10 protein-coding genes are annotated in these 23,228 nt (G+C 59.3%); 7 read left to right on the top strand and 3 right to left on the bottom strand.

Annotated elements, in window-relative coordinates; all coding sequences use genetic code 11:
* Positions 1–61 precede the first annotated feature (61 nt).
* Positions 62–2,092, top strand: a complete 2,031-nt coding sequence (locus tag QEH57_RS00085) for a TonB-dependent receptor (protein WP_309004618.1) — start codon at positions 62–64, stop codon at positions 2,090–2,092.
* A gap of 26 nt (positions 2,093–2,118) precedes the next feature.
* On the opposite strand, the gene QEH57_RS00090 is transcribed toward QEH57_RS00085, so the two are convergent.
* On the bottom strand, positions 2,119–2,622 hold the full coding sequence (locus QEH57_RS00090) for a hypothetical protein (protein ID WP_309004619.1): 504 nt from the start codon (positions 2,620–2,622) through the stop codon (positions 2,119–2,121).
* Between the two features lie 328 nt (positions 2,623–2,950).
* Between QEH57_RS00090 and QEH57_RS00095 the strand changes: the two genes are divergently transcribed.
* From QEH57_RS00095 to lepB, 5 genes are all read left to right on the top strand, one after another.
* Positions 2,951–11,350, top strand: a complete 8,400-nt coding sequence (locus tag QEH57_RS00095; RefSeq protein ID WP_309004620.1) for an Ig-like domain-containing protein — start codon at positions 2,951–2,953, stop codon at positions 11,348–11,350.
* Positions 11,351–11,422: 72 nt separating this feature from the next.
* Positions 11,423–12,007 carry a VPDSG-CTERM sorting domain-containing protein gene (locus QEH57_RS00100; protein WP_309004621.1) on the top strand — a complete coding sequence of 195 codons (585 nt, stop codon included), beginning with the start codon at positions 11,423–11,425 and terminating at the stop codon, positions 12,005–12,007.
* A gap of 3 nt (positions 12,008–12,010) precedes the next feature.
* Complete coding sequence (locus QEH57_RS00105; protein ID WP_309004622.1) at positions 12,011–13,222, top strand: hypothetical protein; 1,212 nt, start codon at positions 12,011–12,013, stop codon at positions 13,220–13,222.
* A 95-nt stretch (positions 13,223–13,317) separates the two neighbouring features.
* On the top strand, positions 13,318–15,114 hold the full coding sequence (lepA, locus tag QEH57_RS00110) for a translation elongation factor 4 (protein WP_309004623.1): 1,797 nt from the start codon (positions 13,318–13,320) through the stop codon (positions 15,112–15,114).
* 141 nt (positions 15,115–15,255) lie between these two features.
* Entirely contained in the window at positions 15,256–16,587 is a 1,332-nt protein-coding gene (gene lepB / locus QEH57_RS00115; protein ID WP_309004624.1) for a signal peptidase I, read from the top strand.
* A gap of 60 nt (positions 16,588–16,647) precedes the next feature.
* Here the strand turns inward: lepB and QEH57_RS00120 are convergent, their stop codons facing one another.
* The gene (locus QEH57_RS00120; protein ID WP_309004625.1) at positions 16,648–20,016 is read right to left on the bottom strand and encodes a HAMP domain-containing sensor histidine kinase; all 3,369 of its coding nucleotides are present in this window, start codon (positions 20,014–20,016) and stop codon (positions 16,648–16,650) included.
* A gap of 14 nt (positions 20,017–20,030) precedes the next feature.
* Positions 20,031–21,869: a response regulator gene (locus tag QEH57_RS00125; RefSeq protein ID WP_309004626.1), complete on the bottom strand. Its 1,839-nt coding sequence runs from the start codon at positions 21,867–21,869 to the stop codon at positions 20,031–20,033.
* A gap of 494 nt (positions 21,870–22,363) precedes the next feature.
* Between QEH57_RS00125 and QEH57_RS00130 the strand changes: the two genes are divergently transcribed.
* The gene (locus QEH57_RS00130) at positions 22,364–23,017 is read left to right on the top strand and encodes a c-type cytochrome (protein WP_309004627.1); all 654 of its coding nucleotides are present in this window, start codon (positions 22,364–22,366) and stop codon (positions 23,015–23,017) included.
* Positions 23,018–23,228: the final 211 nt, after the last annotated feature.

Here is a 23,228-nt window from a genome sequence, read left to right on the forward strand (position 1 = left end):
AATCCGGCTGACTGTCTGACGCGTTACAAGGTTGCAGGGGGACGTTCCCCCGCTTGTAGCCATGTGTGTGACCATTCGACCTCCTTTGCCTTTTGCATTTTCTGTTGCTTGCCTTGTAGTTGCTTGTGAACTACAGGCTCACGACGCGGTTTACCTGCCCGGTTTCGAAGTGACCGGACAGGATACGCCCTTGCACGGGGAGGCCATCAGCGCCTCGCAAGGGTTCGCGGGCGGGAGCGACCTGTCGCTAAGTATGGCGGATGGAGCGGGCGGCTTGCTGGAAGCGGTGCCGGGAATGGTTGCCACCCAGCACAGCGGCTCGGGCAAGGCGAACCAATACTTTTTGCGCGGCTTCAATCTCGACCACGGGACGGACTTCTCGGTTTCGGTGGACGGGATGCAGGTGAATACGCCGAGCCATGGGCATGGACAGGGCTACGCTGACGTTAATTTCCTGATTCCGGAGATGGTCTCGATGGTTTCGTACTTGAAGGGGCCCTACTACGCTTTGGTAGGGGACTTCGCCTCGACCGGCTCCGCCAGCCTCCAGCTAAGGAACGTGTTGGAACAGGATTTCGCCGAGCTCGCCTTGGAGGAGCACGGTCGGCAGAGAGTGGTTGCAGGCATGGGGCGCGATTGGGGAAAGGCTGACACGATCTTCGCGTTGGAGCTGGAGTCGAACGACGGGCCTTGGGAGCTCGACGAGAATTTGGACAAGCGAAACGCCTTGTTTCGCCTTTCCGGCGGCAGCTACGACGAGCGGTATTCGGTAACGGCGATGTCCTACGACTCCAGTTGGGACGCGACCGACCAGATCCCGGAGCGCTCGGTGCAAGCGGGTGAGCTCTCGGACTTCGGTTTCGTGGATCCGACAGTAGGCGGCAGGACGACCCGGTATAGCGTATCGGCAAATTGGAGACGAGACGTGGGCCACGTGAGGACTTTTGCGACGGCGTACGCGATCCACTACGACATGAACCTATGGTCGAACTTCACCTATTTCTTGGAGGATCCTGAGAATGGCGACCAGTTCGAGCAGGCGGACCGACGGCAAAGCTACGGCATGACCTTTGGGAAAACGTTTTATTACCAGGAACTTTTCGGTAAGCAGATGAGCCAGACCGTTGCCCTGCAAGGCCGGTGGGACGCCATCGACCGATTAGGTCTGTACGCGACGAAGGAGCGGGAGCGGCTTGCGACAGTGAGGGAAGATGTAGCGGATGTGGTTTCCACTGCTTTGGCGTACGAAGCGAAGATCGATTGGACGCCTCGTTTCAGGAGTCACCTCGGGCTTCGTATCGATGGTACGGATATGTCGGTGAGAGGCGAACAGGCGGGAAATACGGGCAGCGCTACGGATTGGATCGCTAGCCCCAAGCTGAATCTCGTCTATACCATGAACGACTCGGTGGAGTGGTACGCGAGCGCGGGGGACGCCTTTCACAGCAATGACGCGCGAGGCGCGGCGGTGGGAATCGATCCTTTGGTACGTTCGCACGGAAGGGAAATTGGCGCTCGTTACCAGTTGTCAGGAAAAGTGAATACATCGATCGCTCTTTGGGACCTGGATCTCGATTCCGAGCTGCTGTATGTGGGGGATGCTGGCAGCACGGAGGCGTCACGGCCGAGCGAGCGGCAGGGAGTGGACTGGACGACGTTTTTCGCTTTGAGCGAAAAGGTGAATGCGGACCTGGATTTCGCCTGGAGCGACGCCCAGTTCAGTGACAGCTCTCCCGACGGGAACTTGATTCCCGGGGTGGTCGAACGCAAGTGGGGCGCTGGCGTTTCGTACCAGTTGACCGAGTCGCTCAACTTGGCTGCTCGGTATCGATATTTTGGAGGCAGGCCTTTGGTGGAGGACGGGAGCGTCTATTCGGAGGCGTCCGACAGCGTGTCGCTGCGTTTGAGCCGAGAAGGCGAATCGTGGGATTGGACGGTGCAAGTCTCTAACCTTTTTGATTCTCGGGATCCGGACATTAGCTACTATTACGAGTCGCGTCTGCCCGGGGAATCGTTGGCAGGAGTGGCCGACATCCATTCCCATGTGATGAAGCCACGCACGGTACAGCTGCGCGTGAAGCGGAAATTTTAGCGGTTTCGCGAGCTAGCTCGCTCCTGCTATTTCTGGGGCGGGAGTGGCGAGTCCTGTTGGTCCACGAAGAGCATAAAGGGAGGATGCCAGCGTCCCGACTTGTCGCGATAGGTGACGCGTACGCCGAATCCGTCGGGCGGAAAGCGATTGAGGATGGGGGCGGACAGGCGGAGTTCGGGGTCGCTCGAAGGGGTGAAGACGTAGTCGATCTGTATGTCGTCCTCTCGGTTTAAGCCAATGGTGGCGGACTCGAGCTGGAGAGCGGATTCCGTATCCAAGATTTGGATGAGGTCGGGAGCGGCCGCTTGGAAGCGCTGCTGCCAAGCGGGGAACTCGGCTGGATCGAAAAGGATGCCGTTGGAGGGGGTGGGGTCGCAGGCGGCGACGCCGGTGGATCGGGCCATCTCCAGTTTCGCGACGGTCGACTTTCGTTTCTCTTGGATTTCGAGGGTGATTTCGAAGGAGTCGTGAGCGTGGGAGACGCACAGCCCTAATGAGGCGAATGCGCAAAGGAAGAAGGGACGTATCATGATGCTGGAGTCACTGGGGAAAAGGGATTTTTCCTAAAGCATTTATAGTGGAGCGGAGGGCTGCGATTCTTCCGCGATTTGACTGTCTGAATCGAGTTGGGTGGAGTTTTTCCGGTTGCTGTGAGGATTTAGGAAACTGCCTGTTTTTAGGCAAATTTTAACTTTTGTAGAAACTCACCCCATGCGTCTTTAGAGACCTTGTTTTCTTCGCTGTATTGAAACTAGCCCTACGCTAGCCCAACCCGTTTATAGACCTCGCCTGATGTTTAGACCAACCCGCTTACTACGTGGGATAGCTGCTGCTTTGGCTGCATTTTCAGCTATCCTGTTGACTCAAATCCAAGCCCAGCCGCACCAGCTGGAGTTTCTCGACCGAGGCCTTGTCGCCGTTAAGGCGAATGAGGCGCAGATCTACGTGACCTGGCGATTGCTGGTGAGCGATTCGGATGAAGTCGGCTTTAACGTTTACCGCTCGGCCAACGGTCAGCCGGCCACCCGCTTGAATGCGTCGCCCTTGTTCGCGACCACGGACTATACTGATAGCGCTGCTGATCTTTCTGTATCCAATTCCTATTACGTGCGTCCGGTGAAGAACGGGGTCGAGCTTGCTGCGAGCCGTCCCTTCGAAATTGCGGCGGGCGCTCCGGTGCAGCAGTACCTGAGTCTTCCGCTTCAGATACCGGAGGGAGGGACGACGCCCGACGGGGTCGAGTATTCCTATTCGGCGAATGACCTTTCGGTGGGAGATCTCGACGGGGACGGTCGCTACGAGATCGTGGTGAAGTGGTACCCTTCGAACGCGAAGGACAACGCCCAGTCCGGTCACACGGGCAATTGCTTGCTCGATGCCTACACCTTGGAAGGGGAGTTGTTGTGGCGGATCGATCTTGGCGTGAATATCCGCTCCGGATCTCACTACACGCAGTTTATCGTGTACGATCTCGATGGAGACGGCATCGCCGAGTTGGCCTGCCGTACGGCGGAAGGTTCGATGGACGCGAGCGGCGCTTTCGTGGGAGCGGAGGAAAAGTGGTTTGGCGATCGTCCGCCGATGGATCATAGCGCGGACCGCCGCAATGGCAGTGGATACATTCTGGATGGACCGGAGTTTCTTACCGTTTTCGATGGTCGCACAGGGCTCGAGCTCTCTTCGACCTTGTACGAGCCGCAGCGCGTTCCGGGAACTTATTTCCCGACGCCAGCGGAAACGGAAGCGATCTGGGGAGATGGATACGGCAACCGCATTGACCGTTTCTTAGGCACGGTTGCGTACCTCGATGGCGAGCGTCCGAGCCTTGTCATGTGTCGTGGATACTACACGGGTCGCAATGGCATTCCCGGGCGAACGGTGTTGGCGGCTTACGACTGGCGTGATGGAGTGCTCAGCAAGCGTTGGGTGTTCGATACCTATGGCAATCCGGAGAACGATTCCTATCGTGGACAAGGGGCCCACAGCGTAACGGTAGGCGACGTGGATGGCGATGGCCGCGACGAAATCGTCTACGGCGCCTGCGCCATCGACGACGACGGTACTGGACTTTACAATACAGGCATCGGTCATGGAGACGCGCTGCACCTGTCCGACATGGATCCGGATCGTCCCGGTTTGGAGGTTTGGATGCCGCACGAGTCTCCGTCGAGCTATGGCGAATACGGTTCGGAGCTGCACGATGCGGCGACGGGCGAGGTCTTGTTCGGCGTTTCGGGCGAAGGCTCGGACGTGGGTCGCGGCGCCGCAGCCGATATTGATCCGCGCTACCGTGGCTATGAAACGTGGGCGTCGCGTGGTGGCGTTCACTCGATTACGGGCGAGTCTATTCCGACCAACGGAAATCCGTCCATGAACTTCCTGGTTTGGTGGGACGAGGATCCGCTGCGCGAATTGTTGGATGGAACTCGCATCGACAAGTGGAACTGGAACTTGGGGGTGCGGGAAGAGATCTTCACCGATACGGGCATTTCTTCGAACAACTCTACCAAGGCGACTCCCAACTTGAGTGGTGACATCTATGGCGACTGGCGCGAGGAGGTCATCTGGCGTTCGACCGATAGCTCCGAATTACGCATCTATAGCACGATCATTCCGGCGAGAAACCGGATGACGACCTTGATGCACGATCGTCAGTACCGCATTGCGATCAGCTGGCAAAACGTAGCTTACAACCAACCGCCGCACCCCAGCTTCTTCATTGGAGAAGGGATGGCGACGCCTCCGAAGCCGGACTATTTTTACGCGAGCTCGAACGAAGCCCCGTTGGTAGAGCTGGTTTCTCCTGGGGAAGGTAGCATCTTTGAGGAAGGCGATGTGGCTTCGCTGGTTGCGGAAGCGGCCGATGTCGATGGAAGCGTAGACGCGGTCGAGTTTTTCGAGAACGCGAGCTTCTTGGGAACGGATCTGACCGATCCTTATACGGCGCTTTGGGACGCGAGCAACGGCGGTTCCTATCTCCTGAGAGCAGTGGCCACCGACAACGAGGGGCTGCAGTCCGTCTCGCTTCCGGTGACGGTAACGGTGGGCCACACGGAGTCTCATGACGAAGCAACTGCGGAGAGCGGCTGGACGCCTTTGGAATCCGAGCATGCCGGGTATCGAGGCGATGGATACTTCGCTTTTAGCCGCCCTTGGCATTTTATCGAGTTTAGCGAATTGGACGGCGGCCTGGTAGGAGGTGAGAAAACGTTGCGTATCCGCTACAGCGCGGCACGCCCAGGCGTGAACCCTTGCTTTCTGATCGTGAACGGGGTGCGTCAAATGATCCAATTGCCGTCGACCGGCGCTTGGACGGAGTGGCGTACCTTCGAAATCAAGGTGCCGCTCGATAGTGGTCCGGTGAATACAGTGCGTTTGCAAGCGCGCGGCGGTCAGGCGATGATCGATGAGTTGACGGTCGCGGGCGTGGTCCGCAACCAGGATCCGGAGCTCGATCTGGTCACGCCGCAGAACGGAGCGAGCTTCGCGGAAGGCTCCGACATCTTGATCCGTGTGCAGGCTCAGGACATCGGCGGCGCTATTGCGTCGGTGGAATTTTTTGCGGGAGAGGTGTCGCTCGGCAGCGTGACCGAAGCGCCTTACCAACTCGCTTGGAACGGTGTGAGCGAGGGGCTCTACACGCTTAAGGCCAGGGCGACTGACGATCTCGGCGCGAGCGCTGAATCGAACGAAGCGGTGGTGCTCGTGAACAATCCTCCGAGTGTGGCGATCAGCGCTCCTAGCCCGGGAGCTTACATTCCTTCTGGCGAAGTGGTTACGATCGTAGCGGATGCGGACGACGGCGTTGGCAACGTTGCGGCGGTAGACTTTTTCGAGGGCGAGAATCTGCTCGGCAGCGATTCCGAAGCACCGTTTTCGATGGATTGGTCGAGCGAAGTGGAGGGGCCTTACAGCTTTTCTGCGGTGGCGACCGACAATCGCGGAGCGTCGACGCGTTCGCGGTCCGTGGAGGTCACGGTAAATCCGGCTGGATACAGTGTGGTCTACCAGGCGGAGGACGCCACTCTAGCGGGCGATTCCGCGCCGGAGTCGACCAATGCCGGCTTTAACGGAACGGGTTACGTCAACTCGCCCACGGAAGGTGGCTCGATCCTTTTCGAAAACGTGGACGGCGGTTCCGGTAGCATGGCTATCCTGCGGATTCGCTATGCGCTCGGCGCGGCAGCGTCCCGTACGGGAAGGCTCACGGTGAATGGCGCCAGCCAGGATATTGAGTTTCCGCCAACCGGTAGTTGGACGACGTATACGACGATGGATTTGCCGTTTCCCTTCGACGCGATGGAATCGAACTCCGTCGAGATCGAGTCGACCGGCGAAGACCTTGCCAACATCGACGAGATCGCGGTACTCGGCTTGCAGAGCGAAGAAGATCGTACCTACCACGCGGAAAACGCGGATGCGGAAAACGTATCGCTCGAATCGAACAACGCCGGCTTTAACGGAACCGGATTCTACAACTTCCCAAGCTCGGATGGAGTGCTCGAATTCCGCGAGATCGACGGCGGTATTGGCGGCAGCATTACGATGCGGGTTCGCTATGCTCTCGGAGCGTCGGGTGTGCGTACGGGAACGCTCACGATCAACGGTGTCGCGTCGCCGATCGACTTCCCATCCACCGGAGCTTGGACTTCTTATCAGTTCATCGAGTTGAACGTTTCCTTGCTGGCGGGACCTCAGAATACGATCCGCATCGCCTCGATCGGGAACGACCTTGGCAATGTCGACGAGATCGTGCTTTCCGGAATCACTCCGAACGAAATTCCAGAGGTTACGCTGCTCACTCCGACCGATCAGGAGAGCGATCCCGTTCGCGTATTCGCGGTGGGTGATTCCACAGTCGCGTCCTACGGCAGCAACTACTATCCGCAGCGTGGATGGGGCCAGGAGCTCCAGCATTTCTTGTACGATGGGGCGTTCGAGGTGGTCAACCGCGCTCGCGGTGGACGCAGCTCTCGCAGCTATATCGAAGAAGGGATCTGGGATTCCTTGAAGGCGGAGTTGGCGGAGGGCGATTACGTCTTGATCCAATTCGGACACAACGATCGCGATTGGTCGAAGGCCGAGCGCTATACGCCGCCGGCTGACTACAAGGTCTACTTGGCTCAGTACGTCAACGAGGCGCGAGCCCTGGGCGCGAACCCGATCCTTGTCACTCCGATGGTTATGAACGCTTGGAGAGACGGCGTCATGCGCAACGTCTTCACCGAGTCTGGAAACGATTACGCGGGAGCCATGAAGGAAGTGGCTGCGGAACTGAGCGTGCCGCTAGTCGATCTCAATGCCAAGTCGCACGCGTTCTTCAGCGTCATGGACTACGAGACCGCAGGCCGCTATTACTTCAACAAGTATGAAGCGGGTGAGTACGCGAACTTTCCGGATGGCATCAACGACGGTACGCACTTCCAGCAAATGGGAGCCCTGCTGATGGCTAAGTTCATCGCCGAAGGATTCCGTGAACTTGAAGACGATGCCATCGTGGGCGAGCTCGCTGCGGCGTTGAAGGCTCAGTATCCGATTTCCGTTAAAGCGAATGACGGTAGCTATGGTATTGTAACCTTGAATACAGAGCTTCCGGAAGGAGCTACTGTTACCCTGAAGGCTCTCGCGGCCGAGGGGCACAGTTTCGTTAGCTGGAAGGACGGGGACAATGAAGCGGTCGCAGCTACGAACATCCACACCTTTGAAATGGGGCGTGAAGGCCTGACGTTCATCGCTTACTTCGACAACGAGACCGCTGTTTCCGCTCCGGCACCAGGGAGCAAGATTCCTGCGGGTTCGAACTCGGGAAGCGGTTGGAGCGTTGGCGACGAAATGCTTTTCACGGCGGATGCGACCGATCCCGATGGCTCAGTGGTGAAGGTGGAGTACTTCGCTCGCAATTCGGATAACAAGATCGGCGAAGCGACCGAAGCTCCCTACGCCTTCGTTTGGGCGGTGCAAGGGGGAGTCTACGAGGTCTGGGCGGAGGCGGTTGACGAGCATGGAGCCCGTGGTCGTTCGCAGTCCTATTTGGTAGACATCGATATCCAGAACGACGCGCCGACCGTCGAGCTTGTTAGCCCAGTTAATCGCGCGATTGTGGACGCGGGCTCGAACGTTACTATCGAAGCGAATGCAGCGGACGCGGATGGGGAGATCCTTCGCGTCGAGTTCTACGCAAACGGGAGCCTCCTTGGTAGCGACGAAGAAGCGCCTTATGCCTTGGATTGGTCGGTGCCGGAGGCGGGTACCCATATCCTAGGCGTCAGGGCTGTGGATAATTTCGGCGAAGCCTCGGCCGTCGACGAAGTAAAGGTCTCTGCCTTCTTCGCGGAAGGAGGAGAGCTGTTGCAGGAGGCCGAAGACGGTATCCTGTCCGGCAACTTCGTGATCATCGATGACGTAGCTGCAAGCGGCGGAAAAGCGGTCGAAGCTTTCGGTGGAAGCGGGGAGGATTGGGTCGAGTTCCAGTTCAACGTGGAAGTCGGCGGCTTCTACCAGATCCGCGCCTTGGTGAAGGCGATCGACGGCAACAACGACTCCATGTTCGTAACGATCGACGGCGACACCAGCACGACGCACACCTGGGATGTCGCTCGTTCCTCGAACTTCATCAACGACTATGTGAAGAATCGTCGCGGCGAGGATCCGGTGATCGTTCTTTTGCCGCGCGGCGCTCACGTGGTACGTTTCGCTTACCGCGAGCACCTGGAGCTCGACCAAGTCGAGTTGGAGCTCGTAACTGCTTTCGACGGGGAAGAGGTTCCTGAGCTTTCCATCTCCTTCACTTCCCCTGCGGATGGAGCTACTTTCGACCCGGGCGAGAGGGTAGAGATCGCTGCGGACGCGTCTTCGACCGCAAGCGAGATTGCCTCGGTGCAGTTCTTCCTAAACGACGCGTTGCTAGCGGAAGATACAGAGGCTCCCTTTGAAGCGAGCATCGCAAGCGTGGAAGCAGGTTTGCACGTTCTCGCCGCGACGGCTTTCGACGAATACGGTTTCGAGTCCGAGCTGGTGACCCGTTCCTTCAGCGCTGCCATCGAAGCGACAGGCGGTTTGGTGCAGGAGGCGGAAGTTGGCGACCTCGTTGGCGCCGCCGCGATCATCGATGATTCGGCCGCGAGCGGAGGGAAGGCAGTTAACTTACCGGCAGGCGACTTCTCAGCGGCGTATGCGGCAGAGAACTACGTGGAGCTTCGATTCGCGATCGTCGATGCGGGCGAGTACCACATCCGCGTGCATTTGAATGCGATCGGCGTGCAGAACGATTCCATGTATGTATCGGTAGATGGAGCGCCAGCAGGCCAATACCTGTTCGACACTGCGAGCGGATCGGGCTACCTTGAGGATTTGGTGAGCCAGCGCGACGGTCCGGATCCGGTTGTGGTTAACCTGAGCGAAGGGGTGCATGTCATCCGTTTCGGCGCTCGCGAGACGCTGTCCTTGGATAAGGTCGAGCTTGTGCACCTAGGCGCGGCGACCCATACGATCTACACGATTGGAGACTCCACCGTGGCGGATTACGCCGCCGGATACTATCCTCAAACCGGTTGGGGACAGGTGCTTGGAGCTTTCTTCGAAGATGAAGTCGAAGTGAAGAACCGCGCCCTTGGCGGCACCAGTTCCAAGAGCTACTACGAGAACCATTGGGCTCCCGTGCTCGCGGAATTGAAGGAAGGAGACTTTGTCTTCATCCAGTTCGGGATCAACGACCGAGCGAACGACGAGGCCCGGAAAACGGATAAGGAAACCTTCAAGGCTTTCCTCACGAGCTTCGTTAACGACAGCAAGGCTGTGGGAGCCAATCCTGTATTGGTTTCTACAGTACGCCGTAACGCTTGGAACGGAGAGTGGAATGGCGGCGATCCTGCGATCATGTACGACGCTTACCACGAGCACCCGGTGGCGACTCGTGAACTCGCTGGCGAAATTGGAGTTCCCCTGATCGATCTCGATCTCGAGTCGAAGGCTTTGATCGAGCCGCTGGGTAGCGCTTACGCTGGCCCCTTCATGTACATGAACTTGGCGGCGGACGAATACCCGATCGGCGCCAAGGCGGACAATGTCCACTTCCAGGAAATGGGCGCCATCGAAATGGCTCGTCTCGTTGTGGAGGGGATCGAAGCCCTTTCTGGCGATGCGCAAGTGAGCGAGCTGATCGAATGGATCAAGCCGTCCTACGAAGTCGCGGTATCGAGCAACGATTCCAGCATGGGCTTGGTGACTCGCACCGCCGCTTATCCGGAGGGCGCGGCCGTGACGATCAAGGCGTTACCAAATGATGGATACGAGTTCGTGCAATGGGAAGATGCCAGCGGCGAGGTGGTTTCGACCGAACGAATGTTGAGATTCACCATGGAGGCATCGGCCAGGAGCTATCATGCAGTGTTCGCTCAAGGCGCTCCGGACATTGGCCTCGAATCCGATGCTACTTATGCGTTGGTGAACCGGGGAAGCGGCCTTTACTTGCAAGTTACCTCGACCGGCAGCGTCGGCGGATCCCTGTCCCAGGAAGCCAGGAATGAGGACGGGTTCCAATCGTTCGGAATCACCGATCTCGGTGGTGGCAACTACGCTATCCTTGCCAAGGGGAATGGCGAAGGCGTCGACGCTTATAACAATGGCTCGGTGGGAACGTGGACCGAGAACACCGGCAACGTAAACCAGCAATGGGCGATCACTCTTGGCGATGACGGTTACCGTATCCAGACTGCGAACCGCGGCGACTTCGTTCTCGGCGTCGGTGATGGGTCAGGGGCTGGAGCGGGCATCGTTTGGGCGGCGGATACGCAAAGCGCCTACCAGCGTTGGGACTTCGTGGAAGTGGTCGAGGCGGATCCGGTTACCGGTATCTTCTCGGGTGCGAGCTATACGATAGCAAACGTCGGAAGCGGCCTGCAGCTGCAAAACGTTTCCGGGCGAGAAATCACCCAAGGCGTGGCGACGGCGGCGGAAAACCAGAAGTTCACTATCACCAAGCTCGATAGCGGCGCCTATGCGATCACGGCTCACGGCAATTCCGAGAACCTGGACGCGTACAATGGAAACCAGACCGGGACATGGACCGCTGATTCCTCGAACGCGAATCAGAATTGGTGGGTTTCCGTGGAGGACGGGGCCTACCGCTTCGAATCGCGGTCTCGGATCGGCAACGTCTTGAGCGTCGATGGCGATAGCGTGGCGGATGGGGCGAACGTCGGTTGGTCGACGGACGTGGCCAGCGACTTCCAGCGCTGGACGCTTACCCTTGTTGAATAATTGCTTGCGAGAATACGACTGGACCGCTCCAGGGCGAGCGGTCCCAACCTAAATCAAAGAACGACACATACAATGAACCTATCAGTAATGAAACGCGCTCGTATTTTGGCGGGCGCCCTCGCGGCTAGCCTTGCATGCGCCGGAGCGAACGCGATCGATTTCAGCTTCTCTCAAAGCGGCTTCGCTGGCGGCTCGGTAACGGGCAGCTTTTCGGGCGAAGACGTGGATGGCGACGGCTTCTTGAGTTTTGATCTCTTCGCTCCGGGAGCGGATACGGTGAGCGCCTTTAGCTTGCTGTTTTCCGGAGGTGGAGGCCTCGGGGCGTTCAGCCTCGGCCTTGCCGATCTGGAAGGCCTCATCTTTAAGATCGACGGGGACGACATCCTAGGCAACGACTTCAATCCCGATGGGCTCCCGGAAGGTTTGACGGCTTTCGACGGCGCGACTGGAAACTACTTTTATGCGGGTGACGCGTTCACCCTTTCGGCCGGAGTTCAGGGCGAAGTCGGAAATTTCTATTCCTATGACTTTCTCGAGTCGACCAGCGATGCGACAGCGGTCGAGACGGTGCCGGATTCAGGGAGCTCGGCGGCCTTGCTAGGCGGGGCGATGCTGGGTCTGTTTGCGGTGGGGCGTCGCTTTTCTCGCAACAAATAGCTTATGTCTGTAGTTGGTAGCAAACTACGTTTTGGGTTGGCGAGCAGTCTCCTCTTGGGGGGCTGCTTGCTTTCGTTTTATGCGGGACGTTGGAGCGCGGAAGGGGGCGAGGCGAGCGAAACAGCGAGGCTGATGCGGCTGGAGGGCCGCGGGCTCGATTCGGGTTCCCCGCTGTCGGTAGTGCCGGTGCCGGCTCCGGCCGGGAAGGCTTCGGCTGTTGCGCCGGAGCTTGGGAACATGGAGTCGACGGATCGGAACTTTGCGCGGCGGCTAGCCTTGCTCAAGGGAGAGCTCGGGCGGCTGGCGGAGAGGGATCCGGCGAGAGCTTTGGCTTTGGCGGACGGGGAGCGTTTCGAGGTGGATCGACGGGAGTTGCGTTTGGCGGCGCTGCAAGGGTGGGCCAAGTCCGATCCGGCTGCGGCGCTGGCGGCGGCCTTGGAATGGGACGAGGCGGAGGCGGCGGTGAAGGCGGTTTTGAGCGGAGCTGCGGTCGATCCGCAGGCGGCGACGGAGCTCTATGCTCGCTTGCGGGCAGAGGGAGCGCTTTCGAAGCCGGAGCTGCAGAGGACGCAGCTCGCTTTGGTGGTGGCCTTGGCGGACGAGGGGAATTTCGAGCAGGCCCTTGCCATGGCCCGGAGCGAGGGCGAGGCGCGGCGGCGTCAGGAATTGTTGACGGCTGGGTTTTCCCGTTGGAGTCGCTTCGAGCCGGAGTTTGCGGTGGTCGCGGCCATGGACATCGAGGACCGGACGGAACGGCAGGAGGCCTACTCGGTGGTGACGGCGACTTGGAGCGAGGTCGATCCGGCGGGGCTGGCGCAGTTTGCGGAGAAACTGCCGCAGGGGGAGCCGCGTGCGTTGGCGATGAGCCGCGCCTTGCAGCAATGGGTCGGACGCTCGCCGCAGGAGGCTGCCCAGTGGCTGGAGAGCCGCGGGCCGGCCCAGGAGCTGGACGTTGGGGTGTTGGCTTTGGCGACGCATCCGTACCTTGCGGAGCGGAGCCCGCAGGTCGCGGTGAGTTGGGCGGAATCGCTTTGGGACGAAAATTTGCGGGCGGATACGGTGGCTTTGGTGGTGAAGCAATGGGCGGCGACCGACCGGAAGGCGGCGATTCGCTACGTGCGGGAGCATGCGGGCCTTGGCTTGCCGGAGCGGCAGGAGTTGCTCGCTCTCTTTGGCGAGTCCAAGGAATTTGGCATCGACGGGCCTTTGCCGTGAGTGGGAAGGGCGGAATTCGTTCGCTCTTGGCCGTAATAGGCAAACTCCCGACTTGAAAGCCCCTCGGGGAGCGCTCAACTTCATCCGCTTTTCGAATGGAGACGGTAAATAAGCGCAACTTTAGCATCATTGCCCATGTGGACCATGGGAAGACGACTCTGTCCGACCGTCTGCTGGAACATACCAACACGGTCGCCCAGCGCGTCCTCGAGGCCCAGCACCTAGACTCCATGGATTTGGAGCGCGAGCGCGGCATCACTATTAAGAGCCATCCGGTGACGCTGGTTTATCCGGCCAAGGACGGAAAGACCTACCAGCTCAATCTTGCGGATACTCCTGGCCACGTGGACTTTTCCTACGAGGTTTCTCGCAGCTTGGCGGCCTGCGAAGGCGCCTTGCTGTTGATCGATGCGGCCCAGGGCGTGGAGGCTCAGACAGTGGCCAATGCCCACCTCGCGGAAGAGCAGGGGCTGACCATCATCCCCGTCATCAACAAGATCGACCTGCCCAGCGCCAATCTCGAGCTTTGCTTGCAGCAGCTGGAAGACTTGCTGGCGATCCCAGCCGAGGATGCGATCCTGGCCAGCGGCAAGACAGGCATCGGCATCGAAGATATTTTGGAAGCGGTGGTGACCCGTATTCCGCCGCCGCGCTGGAGCGACTACCAGGCCACTCGTTGCTTGGTGTTCGATTCCGTTTACGACGCCTACCGCGGCGCCATTGCCTTCGTGCGTGTCTTTTCCGGCTCCATCAAGCCGAAGGACCAAGTCCTCATGATGAGCGACCACACCCGAGCCGAAGTAAAGGAAGTGGGCGTTTTCACGCCGGCCCAGAAGAAGGTCGACTCCTTGGAGGCGGGCGACGTCGGCTACCTCGTTTGCAACATTAAGAATCCGGCCGACATCAAGGTTGGGGACACGATCACGCAAAACGCGAATCCGGCTGAGGAAATGCTTCCGGGCTACAAGGAAGTGCGTCCCATGGTTTTCAGCGGTATCTATCCGGTGGAGACGAACGATTTCGAAAAGCTAAAGAGCAGCATGGGCAAGCTGCAGCTCAACGACGCGGCCTTCAGCTTCCAGGCGGAGAGCTCCGTGGCGCTCGGCTTTGGCTTCCGCTGCGGCTTTCTCGGCCTGCTGCACATGGAGATCATCCAGGAGCGCATTCGCCGCGAGTACGGGGTGGACATCATCTCCACGTATCCGAGCGTTGTATACAAGGTCCGGAAGCAGAACGGGGACGAGATTGAGGTCGACAATCCCATCAACCTGCCGGATCCCTCCCACATCGAAACGATTTTCGAGCCGACCATCGTGGCTCACATCCACGTGCCCAACGACTGCGTGGGCGACATCCTGGCCTTGGTCATGGAGAAGCGCGGTTCCTGCGAGCGCACCGATACGCTCGACGGCACGCGCCTGATCCTGGAGTGCATTTTGCCGCTCAACGAGATCCTGGTGGATTTCAACGACCGCTTGAAGAGCATCACCCGCGGCTACGGCTCCATGGAGTACGAGCTCGGCGAATACCGTCCGGCCAAGCTGGTGAAGATGGACATTCTCGTGAACGGCGAGCCGGTGGACGCGTTTTCCTCTATCGTGCATGCCGAAAAGGCCCACACCAAGGGCGGCGAGCTTTGTACGAAATTGGCCGACATCATCCCGCCGCACCTGTTCAAGATCGCGGTGCAAGCGGCGATCGGCGGCAAGATCGTGGCCCGCGACAATGTTCGCACCATGCGCAAGGACGTGACGGCGAAGTGCTACGGCGGCGACATCTCGCGTAAGCGCAAGCTGCTCGACAAGCAGAAGGAAGGTAAGCGCAAGATGAAGAACATCGGCAACGTTTCCATCCCGCCCGACGCCTTCATCAAGGTGCTGAAGAACGACTAGCTTCCAGCGTCCGCTCGGAGATCGATCTTGCCACAGGGGCGCGGCTGAAGCTCCGCGCGACCGACGGATTTTTCGGGGGATTTTTCGCTCGCGGGATCGAAGTCGGCTGGCCAGTGTCTGGCTTTCCTCAAGCGAAGCCCTATGTTCTCCTTGTTCAAATCTGAATCCACCAAGTTGCGGGAAACCGCCAAGAATTGGCTCTACCACGCGGGTAAGGTCTACCATTTCCGCAAGGACCGGCTCAGCGAAACCGACGTATCCAAGCTCCTGCAACTGAGCGAAGAGGTGAAGGCGGGCATGAAGGACAAGTCGGAATCGGCGGACAGCCGGCTGCGTTCCTCGATCGAGTCCTTGAAGGAGCACATGGAGCATGTGGGCGGGAACTACTACCCGCGCGGTTCGATGGCAGAGAACGTGGAGTTCTTCTTTGCGGCCCTCATCATCTACGTCGGCTTTACCACCTTTTTCATTAAGCCCTTCAAGATCCCGACCAATTCCATGTGGCCTAGCTACTATGGGATGACGGGCGAGGTTTACGCGGACGAGGCGGAGAAGCCCAACGCGATCGAGAAGGCGTTCCGCTTCGTGGCCTTCGGCGCCAAGCACTACGACGTGAAGGCTCCGGCCAGCGGCGAGCTGATGATCCCGATGGTCAAGACGGGCAGCGGCTCCTACCGGATTTTCGAGCGCCCGGCCAACGTGAAGCGGTATTTCGTGATCAATGCTCCGGGCATGGAGCGGGTGCTCTATGTCGGAGACCAGAGCGTTTCCTTCAAGTATCCATCGGATTTCAACATCGATCGCCAGGTGCTGATGCCGCTGCAGGAGGAAGGTGAGGAGTCTCCCTACGATCGGCTGCTGGCGCGGGGCGGGCTGAGCCAAAGAGCGTTCGCGAAAACGGTGAACGAAGTGGTCTACGACCCGCGTAGCGGGAGAAACATGAACGTCACCGTTTATCTCCTGCCTACCGGTCGTCAGGTCGAGAAGGGGGAGAGCCTGCTTTCGTTCGATCTCATGACGGGCGACCAGCTTTTCGTGGATCGCATGTCCTACCATTTCGTGTCGCCAAAAGTTGGAGACGGATTCGTTTTCAAGACCGACTCGATCCCGACGGTTGCGGAAGACAAGTTCTACATCAAGCGCTTGGTCGGCACTCCAGGGGATACGGTTAAGATCGATGGCACGACGCTTTACGTGAACGGAAAGCCAGCCACCGGTTCGGTGGCCTTCGAGAAGAATTCCAAGCTGGAAGACAACTACGGCGGCTACACGGACATGAAGGGGAAGGGGCCTTTGGCGGTCGACCTTTCGACGGAGCAAACCGTACCGGAGGGGCACTTCTTCGCGATCGGCGACAATAGCCACAATAGCTCGGACGGACGCGTTTGGGGCTACGTGCCGCCGGAAGCGGTGGTGGGGCGCCCGGTTATGATCTACTATCCGTTCACGAAGCGCTTTGGCTTGGCCAAGTAGCTGGGCGGGACGAGTTGGATTTCGGAGTTCGGCGAGGTCGCGAAAGCGCGCCGCAGCTCTCTAGTTCTTGGCGAAGGGGGAATCTCCCGAGAGGCGATTAGCGTGGCGTCGGTCCGCGTCGCCATTAGGCGAGCGAGGAAGCTCTAGGGTTACGGTGGCGCCTTTGCCGAGGCCCTCGCTGCTGATTTGGAGGTTTCCGCCGAGGTTGCGGGCTGCGATCGCGCAGCTGTGCATGCCGAATCCGTGGCCGTCGGCCTTGGTGGTGAAGCCGTGGGTGAAGATCTTGCGCTCGTTCTCTTGGGCGATGCCGATTCCGTTATCCGAAATTTGGATACGCACGCAATCGTTCTCCGGATCGGTATGGGCGGAGATGGTGATCAGGCCCAGCGGTTTTTCGGATTCGATGATCGCCTCCTTGGCGTTTTTGACGAAGTTGGTAATCATCTGCAGGAGGCTGTGCTTGTCGGAGACGATCTCGAGGTCCGGCTCGAAGTCGCGCACGATTTCGAAGAAGCTGTGTTCCAGGTCGCCGGTGATCATTTCCAAGGCGTCGTTGACGAGGGATTCGACCTTGATGGGTTGGCAGACGTCCACGGTCTTGGCGTGGGTCTGCTGGGTTGCGATGATCTTCTTAACGTGCTCGATGTTTTCCTGCATGCAATCGACCTCGAGCAGGTAGCGCGAATGGTCGTCGCCGAGCACGGAGGAGAGCTGCATGAGGTATTCGGGGATGGCCTTGCCTTTGGGATCGTTGGTAAGGAAGTGGGCGAGGTCATGCTGGTGGTCGTTTATCATTTTGGATACGCGTACCAGCTTGTTGATTCGTTGTTGGGAGAGCCTTTCGGAGACCGCTAGCAAGGAGACGTTGATGCTGTTGAGTACGTTGCCTACGTTGTGCAGCACGTTGGTGGCGACTTCCGCCATGCCCGCTTTGCGGGAGGCGCCCATGAGCAATCCCTGGGCGCTGCGAAGTTCGTCGAGGGTCTTGGAAAGTTCGTTGGCGTTGCGCTGCAGCTCGCTGTTTTTGTTCTCTATTTCGCGGGTGCGCTCGTTGACCATGCGCTCGAGCTTGAGGTTGGTTTTCTTGAGGTTTTTGGCGAAGAGGCTGTATCCAAAAAGCAGTAGCGCTACGAATGCGCAGGCGTAGAGAAGGTAGGCGATGGGGGTTTCAAAAAAGGTGGGGGCGATGTGGAGCGGGATGGCGATCTCCTCGGGCTCTGCGGATGCGTGGGGTCGGGAGCGGATTCTCAAGGTGTAGGAACCGGCGTCGAGCTTGGTGAAGCTGACCTCGTTGGAGGAGCTCCACTTTGACCAGTCTTTGGACATGCCTTCGAGCAGGTACTGGTACTGGGGAGCTTTGATGGTGGAGGAGCGAGTGGCTCCGACTCGGATAGAGAGGTTGCGCTGGCCGCTCGGGAACTCGAGCGATTCGGGCAGTTTTCCTATTCCGGAATTGAGATAGTAGATGGCGGATCCTTCGAGGTCCGAAATTTCGAAAAGGGAGAGGTTGGGTTCGGTCTTCGGGCTGGGAGGGGAGAGCTTGGCGCCTTCTATATGAAAGAGCTCGGTCGCGCTTAGGAGAAGGGTGTCTCCGTTTGAGAGAAACTTGAATTGGTTGAAGAATTGATCGCCCAGCTGGCTGAGCGAGTGGGAGTCTTTCAGGTAGGCGCCGTCGCCTTGCTTCCAGAGTATGTAGTTTGATTTTTCATACGACGCCCAAATGTTGCCGTGGGGGTCGGTGGCGACGCGGTGGAAGATGCCGCTGGCGGGCAGGTGCTGCTCGAGGATGTCGGTGGCGACGAAACGCTGCGAGTTGGGCTCGAAGCGGTAGATGCCTTTGCTGGAGGTGAAAAGGACCTCGCCTTCGTGCTCCCACACTGCGATCCAGGCGAGCGGTAGACCGTGGTCTCGGTTGAAAAGCTGATAGTCGATCGTTCCGTTCGCGACTTGGGCGCGAGCGATTTGGCCGATCCCGATTTCGAGCCAGAAGACGTCGTGATAGGCTCGAGCGACCTTGTTGATGTGGCCCGCTTGATGCGAGGTTTGGCTGAGGACTTCGATGGAGTCGGCTCTCGCTTGCAGGACGAGTAGGGAGTCGGGGGTCGCCGCGAAGAGCTTGTTCGCGTCTCCTTCAAAGGGGGTCATGCGTTCGATGCGGCCGGTTTTTCCGAGCTCCGTGGTTTGCCCTTGGGTATGGAAGTAGGTGGAGGCTTCGCCTTGCAGGTAGATGCCGTCCTGAATCGCGGAAGCGGCGTCGATCGAGCGATTGAAACCGGGAAGCGCATCCGCGAAGCCCTGCAGGCTGCCATCCTCGCAGAAGTCGGGTTTGAGGAGCCGTCCCTTGGTGCGGAGGTAGACTTGGCCATCTACCTCGTGGGCGATCGGGTATTCGATGCCCTTGGTGAGGCGTTCGTCGATTTGGGAAACCGGGCTGTTGGCGATGACCTTGCCGACGGTGGAGTTGAACTGGACCCAGAGGGTTCCGCTTGGGTCGCGGTGGAGGGCGTTGGCGCCTCCCCAGCGGTAGTCGAAGCTTCGATCCAAGGTGGAGAGCACCTGTCCGGCGTTGTCGAGAAAGTAGATGCCTTGGTGGGCGACGCTGATGGCGAGCTTTTCGGGGGTGACGAATTCCAGGTCGCGAATGGCCCCGTCGGGGCGGAAGGGGAAGGGGGCGAAGGCCTCGAGAGGAGCTCCGGCTGGAACCTGGTAGAGTTCGTTGCTTTCGGTGGCGAAGTAGACTTCGCCAGCCTCGCTGACCTCGATATTCAGGATGACGCGCTTGTCGATAAAGCCTTGGAAGGCGGGGAGGACGGCACGCTCGTTTCCGTCGAACTGCACGATGCCGTCTCGCGTCGTGGCCACGAGCAATTTTCCTTGGTAGATGGCTGAACCTTTGACCCAAGCCTCGAAGGCAGTGGCTCCCAGCTCGAGGGTGTCAAGGTCGAGATGGGCGACGCTGCGTTCGCCAATGAAGTAGAGCTTGTTCCCAAGGCGGTGGATCTTGGAGTAGAACTCGCCTGATCGCTTGGTCAAGGGGCTGTCGTTTAGGGCTTCGTAGCGCAGGCCGGAGTCGCCTTCGAAATGGAGCCGGCCGATGGTGCCGTACCCGGCCGCAAATACGCCGTATTCGGTCCAGGTCACGCATTTGACCTTCTGTTGGGTGGATGGAGTTTCGAGAAGATGGTTCCAGCTGGTGCCGTCGAAGCTGTGCAGCCCGTTTTCGCAGCCGAAGAAAAGCCGTCCGTCGGGGGCGGTGGTGATGAAGTTGGCCCGCGAGCTGTTCTCGATATCCTTCTCCTCGTAGATCTGGTAGAAGGGGATGCCGTTGAGGCGCGGCGGAGGCGGGGAGCTGAGGAGTTCGGACTGGCCGAGGCAGGCGGTAACGGAGACCCCGAAGGCGAGGAAGAGCGGCGCGACAAAGCGAATCATCTTTATCGTGTTTGCTAGTGGGAGGAAGGGGAGGGCTTTTGCGGACGGTTGATCCAGCGCTCGAGCGTTTCGGCCAGCTCGTTGACGCGGAGCGGCTTGGTGAGGAAGTCGTCCATGCCTGCGTTCCTGCATTGCTCCCGAACGTCGGTGAAGGCGTTGGCGGTGAGGGCCACGATGGGAACTTCGCTGCGTGGGCCGTCGGTCTGCCGGATCTTCTGGGTCGCTTCCATGCCGTCGAGCTCGGGCATCTGCAAGTCCATGAGGACTAGGTCGAAGTCTTGGCTAGTGGCGGTTTCGAAGGCTTCGCGTCCGTTGGTGGCGAGGGTGACGTCGAGCTTCATCTGTTGGAGGAAGCGCTTGCCGAGCTTGCGGTTGATGGCGTTGTCGTCGACGAGCAGGACTCGCTTCTCTCCGAAATTTTGGTGGACCGCCTTGTGCACGCGGGCGGCTTCCTGCTTCTTGGTTTGGGTCTTTTCGATGGCGACGCCTTGGACGCTGTCTTCGGGCAGCGGCAGATCGAGCACGAAGGCGAAGCAGGAGCCTTTTCCGAGTTCGCTGCTGACCTCGATGCGAGCGTCCATGGCGTCGGCGAGGAGTTTGCAGATGGCGAGTCCGAGTCCGGTGCCGCCGTATTCGCGGGTGGTGGAGGAGTCGGCCTGCATGAAGGCGGAGAAGAGGCGGTCAACGGTTTCGGGGGCCATGCCGATGCCTTCGTCGATGATTTCGATCCGCAAGGTGGCGGAGCTTTCGCGGATGGCGTCAGCTTTGATGGCGAGGGTCACGGTGCCGTCCCGGCCGAACTTGAAGGCGTTGTTGAGGAGGTTGAGTACGACCTGGCGGATGCGGGCGGGGTCGCCGACGACGAGTTCGGGGAGCTTCTCGTCCTGTTGCAGCTTGAGGTCGATGTTCATGCCGGATTGGGCGGTGTCCATCAGGTTGGTGCATTCTCGGGCCAGGTCCCGGAGGGAGAAGGGGATCTGTTCCAGGTCGAGTTGGCCGCTCTCGTACTTTGAGTAGTCGAGGATGTCGTTGATGATGATCATCAGGGCGTCGCCGCTCTTTTGGATGATGCTGGCGAACTCGAGGTCGGATTCCGGCAAGCTGGAATTGTGGTTGAGCATGTGGGAGGCGCCGATGATCCCGTTGAGGGTGGTGCGTATCTCGTGGCTCATGGTCGCGAGGAAGCGACCTTTGGCGCGTTCGGCAGCCCTGGCTTCGGCGACCGCGGTTTGCAGCTCGGTGTTGAGGGCCTTGAGGCTTTGGTTGGCTTCCGTGATTTGCTGGGTGCGGTCCGCGACTTTCTGCTCGAGCTCGGCGAGCAGGTTGCGGGTCCGCTTTTCGGTATGCCACTTTTCGCTCAGGGCGACGGCGAGCTGGTAGACCTCGGCTTGGTCGAAGGGCTTCTTGAGGATGAGCAACCGATCGGTGTGGCCGACTCGCTCGATGATCTCGCGCCAGGAGTAGTCGGAGTAGGCGCTGCAGATGACGAGCTGGATGTGCGGGTCGGACTTCGAGATTTCCTCGACGGTCTTGAGCCCGTCCCATCCGGGCGGCATGCGCATGTCGACGAAGGCGACGGAGTAGGGGGTACCGTTCGCGCGGGCGGCCGAGATTTGCGAGAGTCCTTCTTCGCCTTGGTAGGCGTGTCCGATCTCGAAGTTGAATTGGGGGGAGGAGGCTCGGGAAGGCGAGGGCTCTTCCTCGAACATGAGCCGGTCTAGCTCCTCGAGGGCGAGCTCGCTTTCGCTGGAGCTGGTGGGGGCGAGCACCTTTTCGAAGTCGGAGTGGATCGATTCGGTGTCGTCTATAACGATGATGCGCCGAGGCAGCGCGTTAGGGCGCTGCTCACTCATCGGCGGGGCAAGGGGTTGATGCTGCGATTCGTCGCATAAGGTTGGTTTGAGGTGTGTGGGAGCGAGCGCTGGCTCGGGGCGCTCGAAGAGTCAGTAGAGTTAGACTTCGGCGGGGCTGCCAGCTTTCTAAGGCGTTCGGGAGGGCTGCGGGCCCTTTTGAAACTACTTTTACCGGCGGGGAGTCGCCTTCGGGGCAAAGCGCAACCTGCGGGCGGTCCGGAGCGCTTCGAATTCAGCTGCGGCGCGAGCTTGGATCGGGCCTGGAGCAAGGACGGACTATGTCTTTAAATCTCAAGGCCTTTAGCCTTGACATCGAAGAGGTCAAAAAGGGTATTAGCCCCCTTTTCTGACAGCGGTTGCCTGCCCTGTCGTGCCTACTTTTTACGATCCCGTTCCTGGGGATACTTGCGCCAAGACGAACTCAGAGTATTAACATCTAGCACTGCAACGATGCCTTCCCGGTCAAATAGTCCGGCTGGCCCCTCTTTTGACATATGAAATCGATTATCTCGTCTCTCTCGAAGACTGCTTTCCGGCTCGCGATGGTCGGATTTTTGGCGTCCCTAGGATCCGCTGTTTCCCATGCGAACGATGAGCGTGGCAAGCAGCTCTACGCGAACTGCGTCGCTTGCCACCAGGCGGACGGATCTGGCCTGAAGCTTCTCAACGCGCCTGCGATCGCTGGGCTTTCCGAGAAGTACGTCGCCGCTCAGATCGCCAAGTTCAAGGCAGGGCACCGCGGCGGAGATCCACGCGACACCTCCGGTCTGCAGATGCGTCCCATGGCGAGCCTCTTGGCTTCCGAAGCGGACATCGCGGCCGTGTCGAAGTACGTGGCGTCGCTTGAGCCGAAGCCAATCGCGGCCACCCTCGAAGGCGGCAACGCGGAGCGCGGCAAGGCCCTCTACGCGACTTGCCAAGCCTGCCACGGCGCCGACGGAGCGGGCAACGACCTGCTCAACGCTCCCTCCCTGCTGAACCAGCACGACTGGTACCACGTAGCCCAGCTGCAAAAGTTCAAGGATGGCGTGCGCGGCTCGAACCCGCAGGACACCACGGGAGCCCAGATGCGTCCGATGGCCATGATGCTGACCGACGAGCAGGCCGTTAAGGACGTCGTCGCCTACATCCAAACCCTTTCGAACTAAGGTTCGTTGTATTTCTCCTCCTTCTAACCGCCTGACAGAATAATGAGCGAAGAGCCCACCGAAATTGATCCGCAACAAGAGCAGTACGTGTACGCAGTCACGCGTCGGCTCTTCAAATATACCTTGGTCGGAACGGTTCTGTTCTCTGCCACGATATTGTGTTTTTGGTATTTCTTCGTGTAGGCGGCCTGACCGTCTGGCCTACGATCTT

Origin of the sequence: Pelagicoccus sp. SDUM812005, assembly GCF_031127875.1 — a bacterium.
Taxonomy (GTDB): Bacteria; Verrucomicrobiota; Verrucomicrobiia; order Opitutales; family Opitutaceae; genus Pelagicoccus.

Excerpts from the sequence above, each read along its gene's own strand:
- QEH57_RS00085 (WP_309004618.1), top strand. The coding sequence starts at position 62 with ATGTGTGTGACCATTCGACCTCCTTTGCCTTTTGCATTTTCTGTTGCT.
- QEH57_RS00120 (WP_309004625.1), bottom strand. The coding sequence starts at position 20,016 with ATGATTCGCTTTGTCGCGCCGCTCTTCCTCGCCTTCGGGGTCTCCGTT.
- QEH57_RS00125 (WP_309004626.1), bottom strand. The coding sequence starts at position 21,869 with ATGAGTGAGCAGCGCCCTAACGCGCTGCCTCGGCGCATCATCGTTATA.
- QEH57_RS00100 (WP_309004621.1), top strand. The coding sequence starts at position 11,423 with ATGAACCTATCAGTAATGAAACGCGCTCGTATTTTGGCGGGCGCCCTC.
- QEH57_RS00105 (WP_309004622.1), top strand. The coding sequence starts at position 12,011 with ATGTCTGTAGTTGGTAGCAAACTACGTTTTGGGTTGGCGAGCAGTCTC.
- lepB (WP_309004624.1), top strand. The coding sequence starts at position 15,256 with ATGTTCTCCTTGTTCAAATCTGAATCCACCAAGTTGCGGGAAACCGCC.
- QEH57_RS00130 (WP_309004627.1), top strand. The coding sequence starts at position 22,364 with ATGAAATCGATTATCTCGTCTCTCTCGAAGACTGCTTTCCGGCTCGCG.
- lepA (WP_309004623.1), top strand. The coding sequence starts at position 13,318 with ATGGAGACGGTAAATAAGCGCAACTTTAGCATCATTGCCCATGTGGAC.
- QEH57_RS00090 (WP_309004619.1), bottom strand. The coding sequence starts at position 2,622 with ATGATACGTCCCTTCTTCCTTTGCGCATTCGCCTCATTAGGGCTGTGC.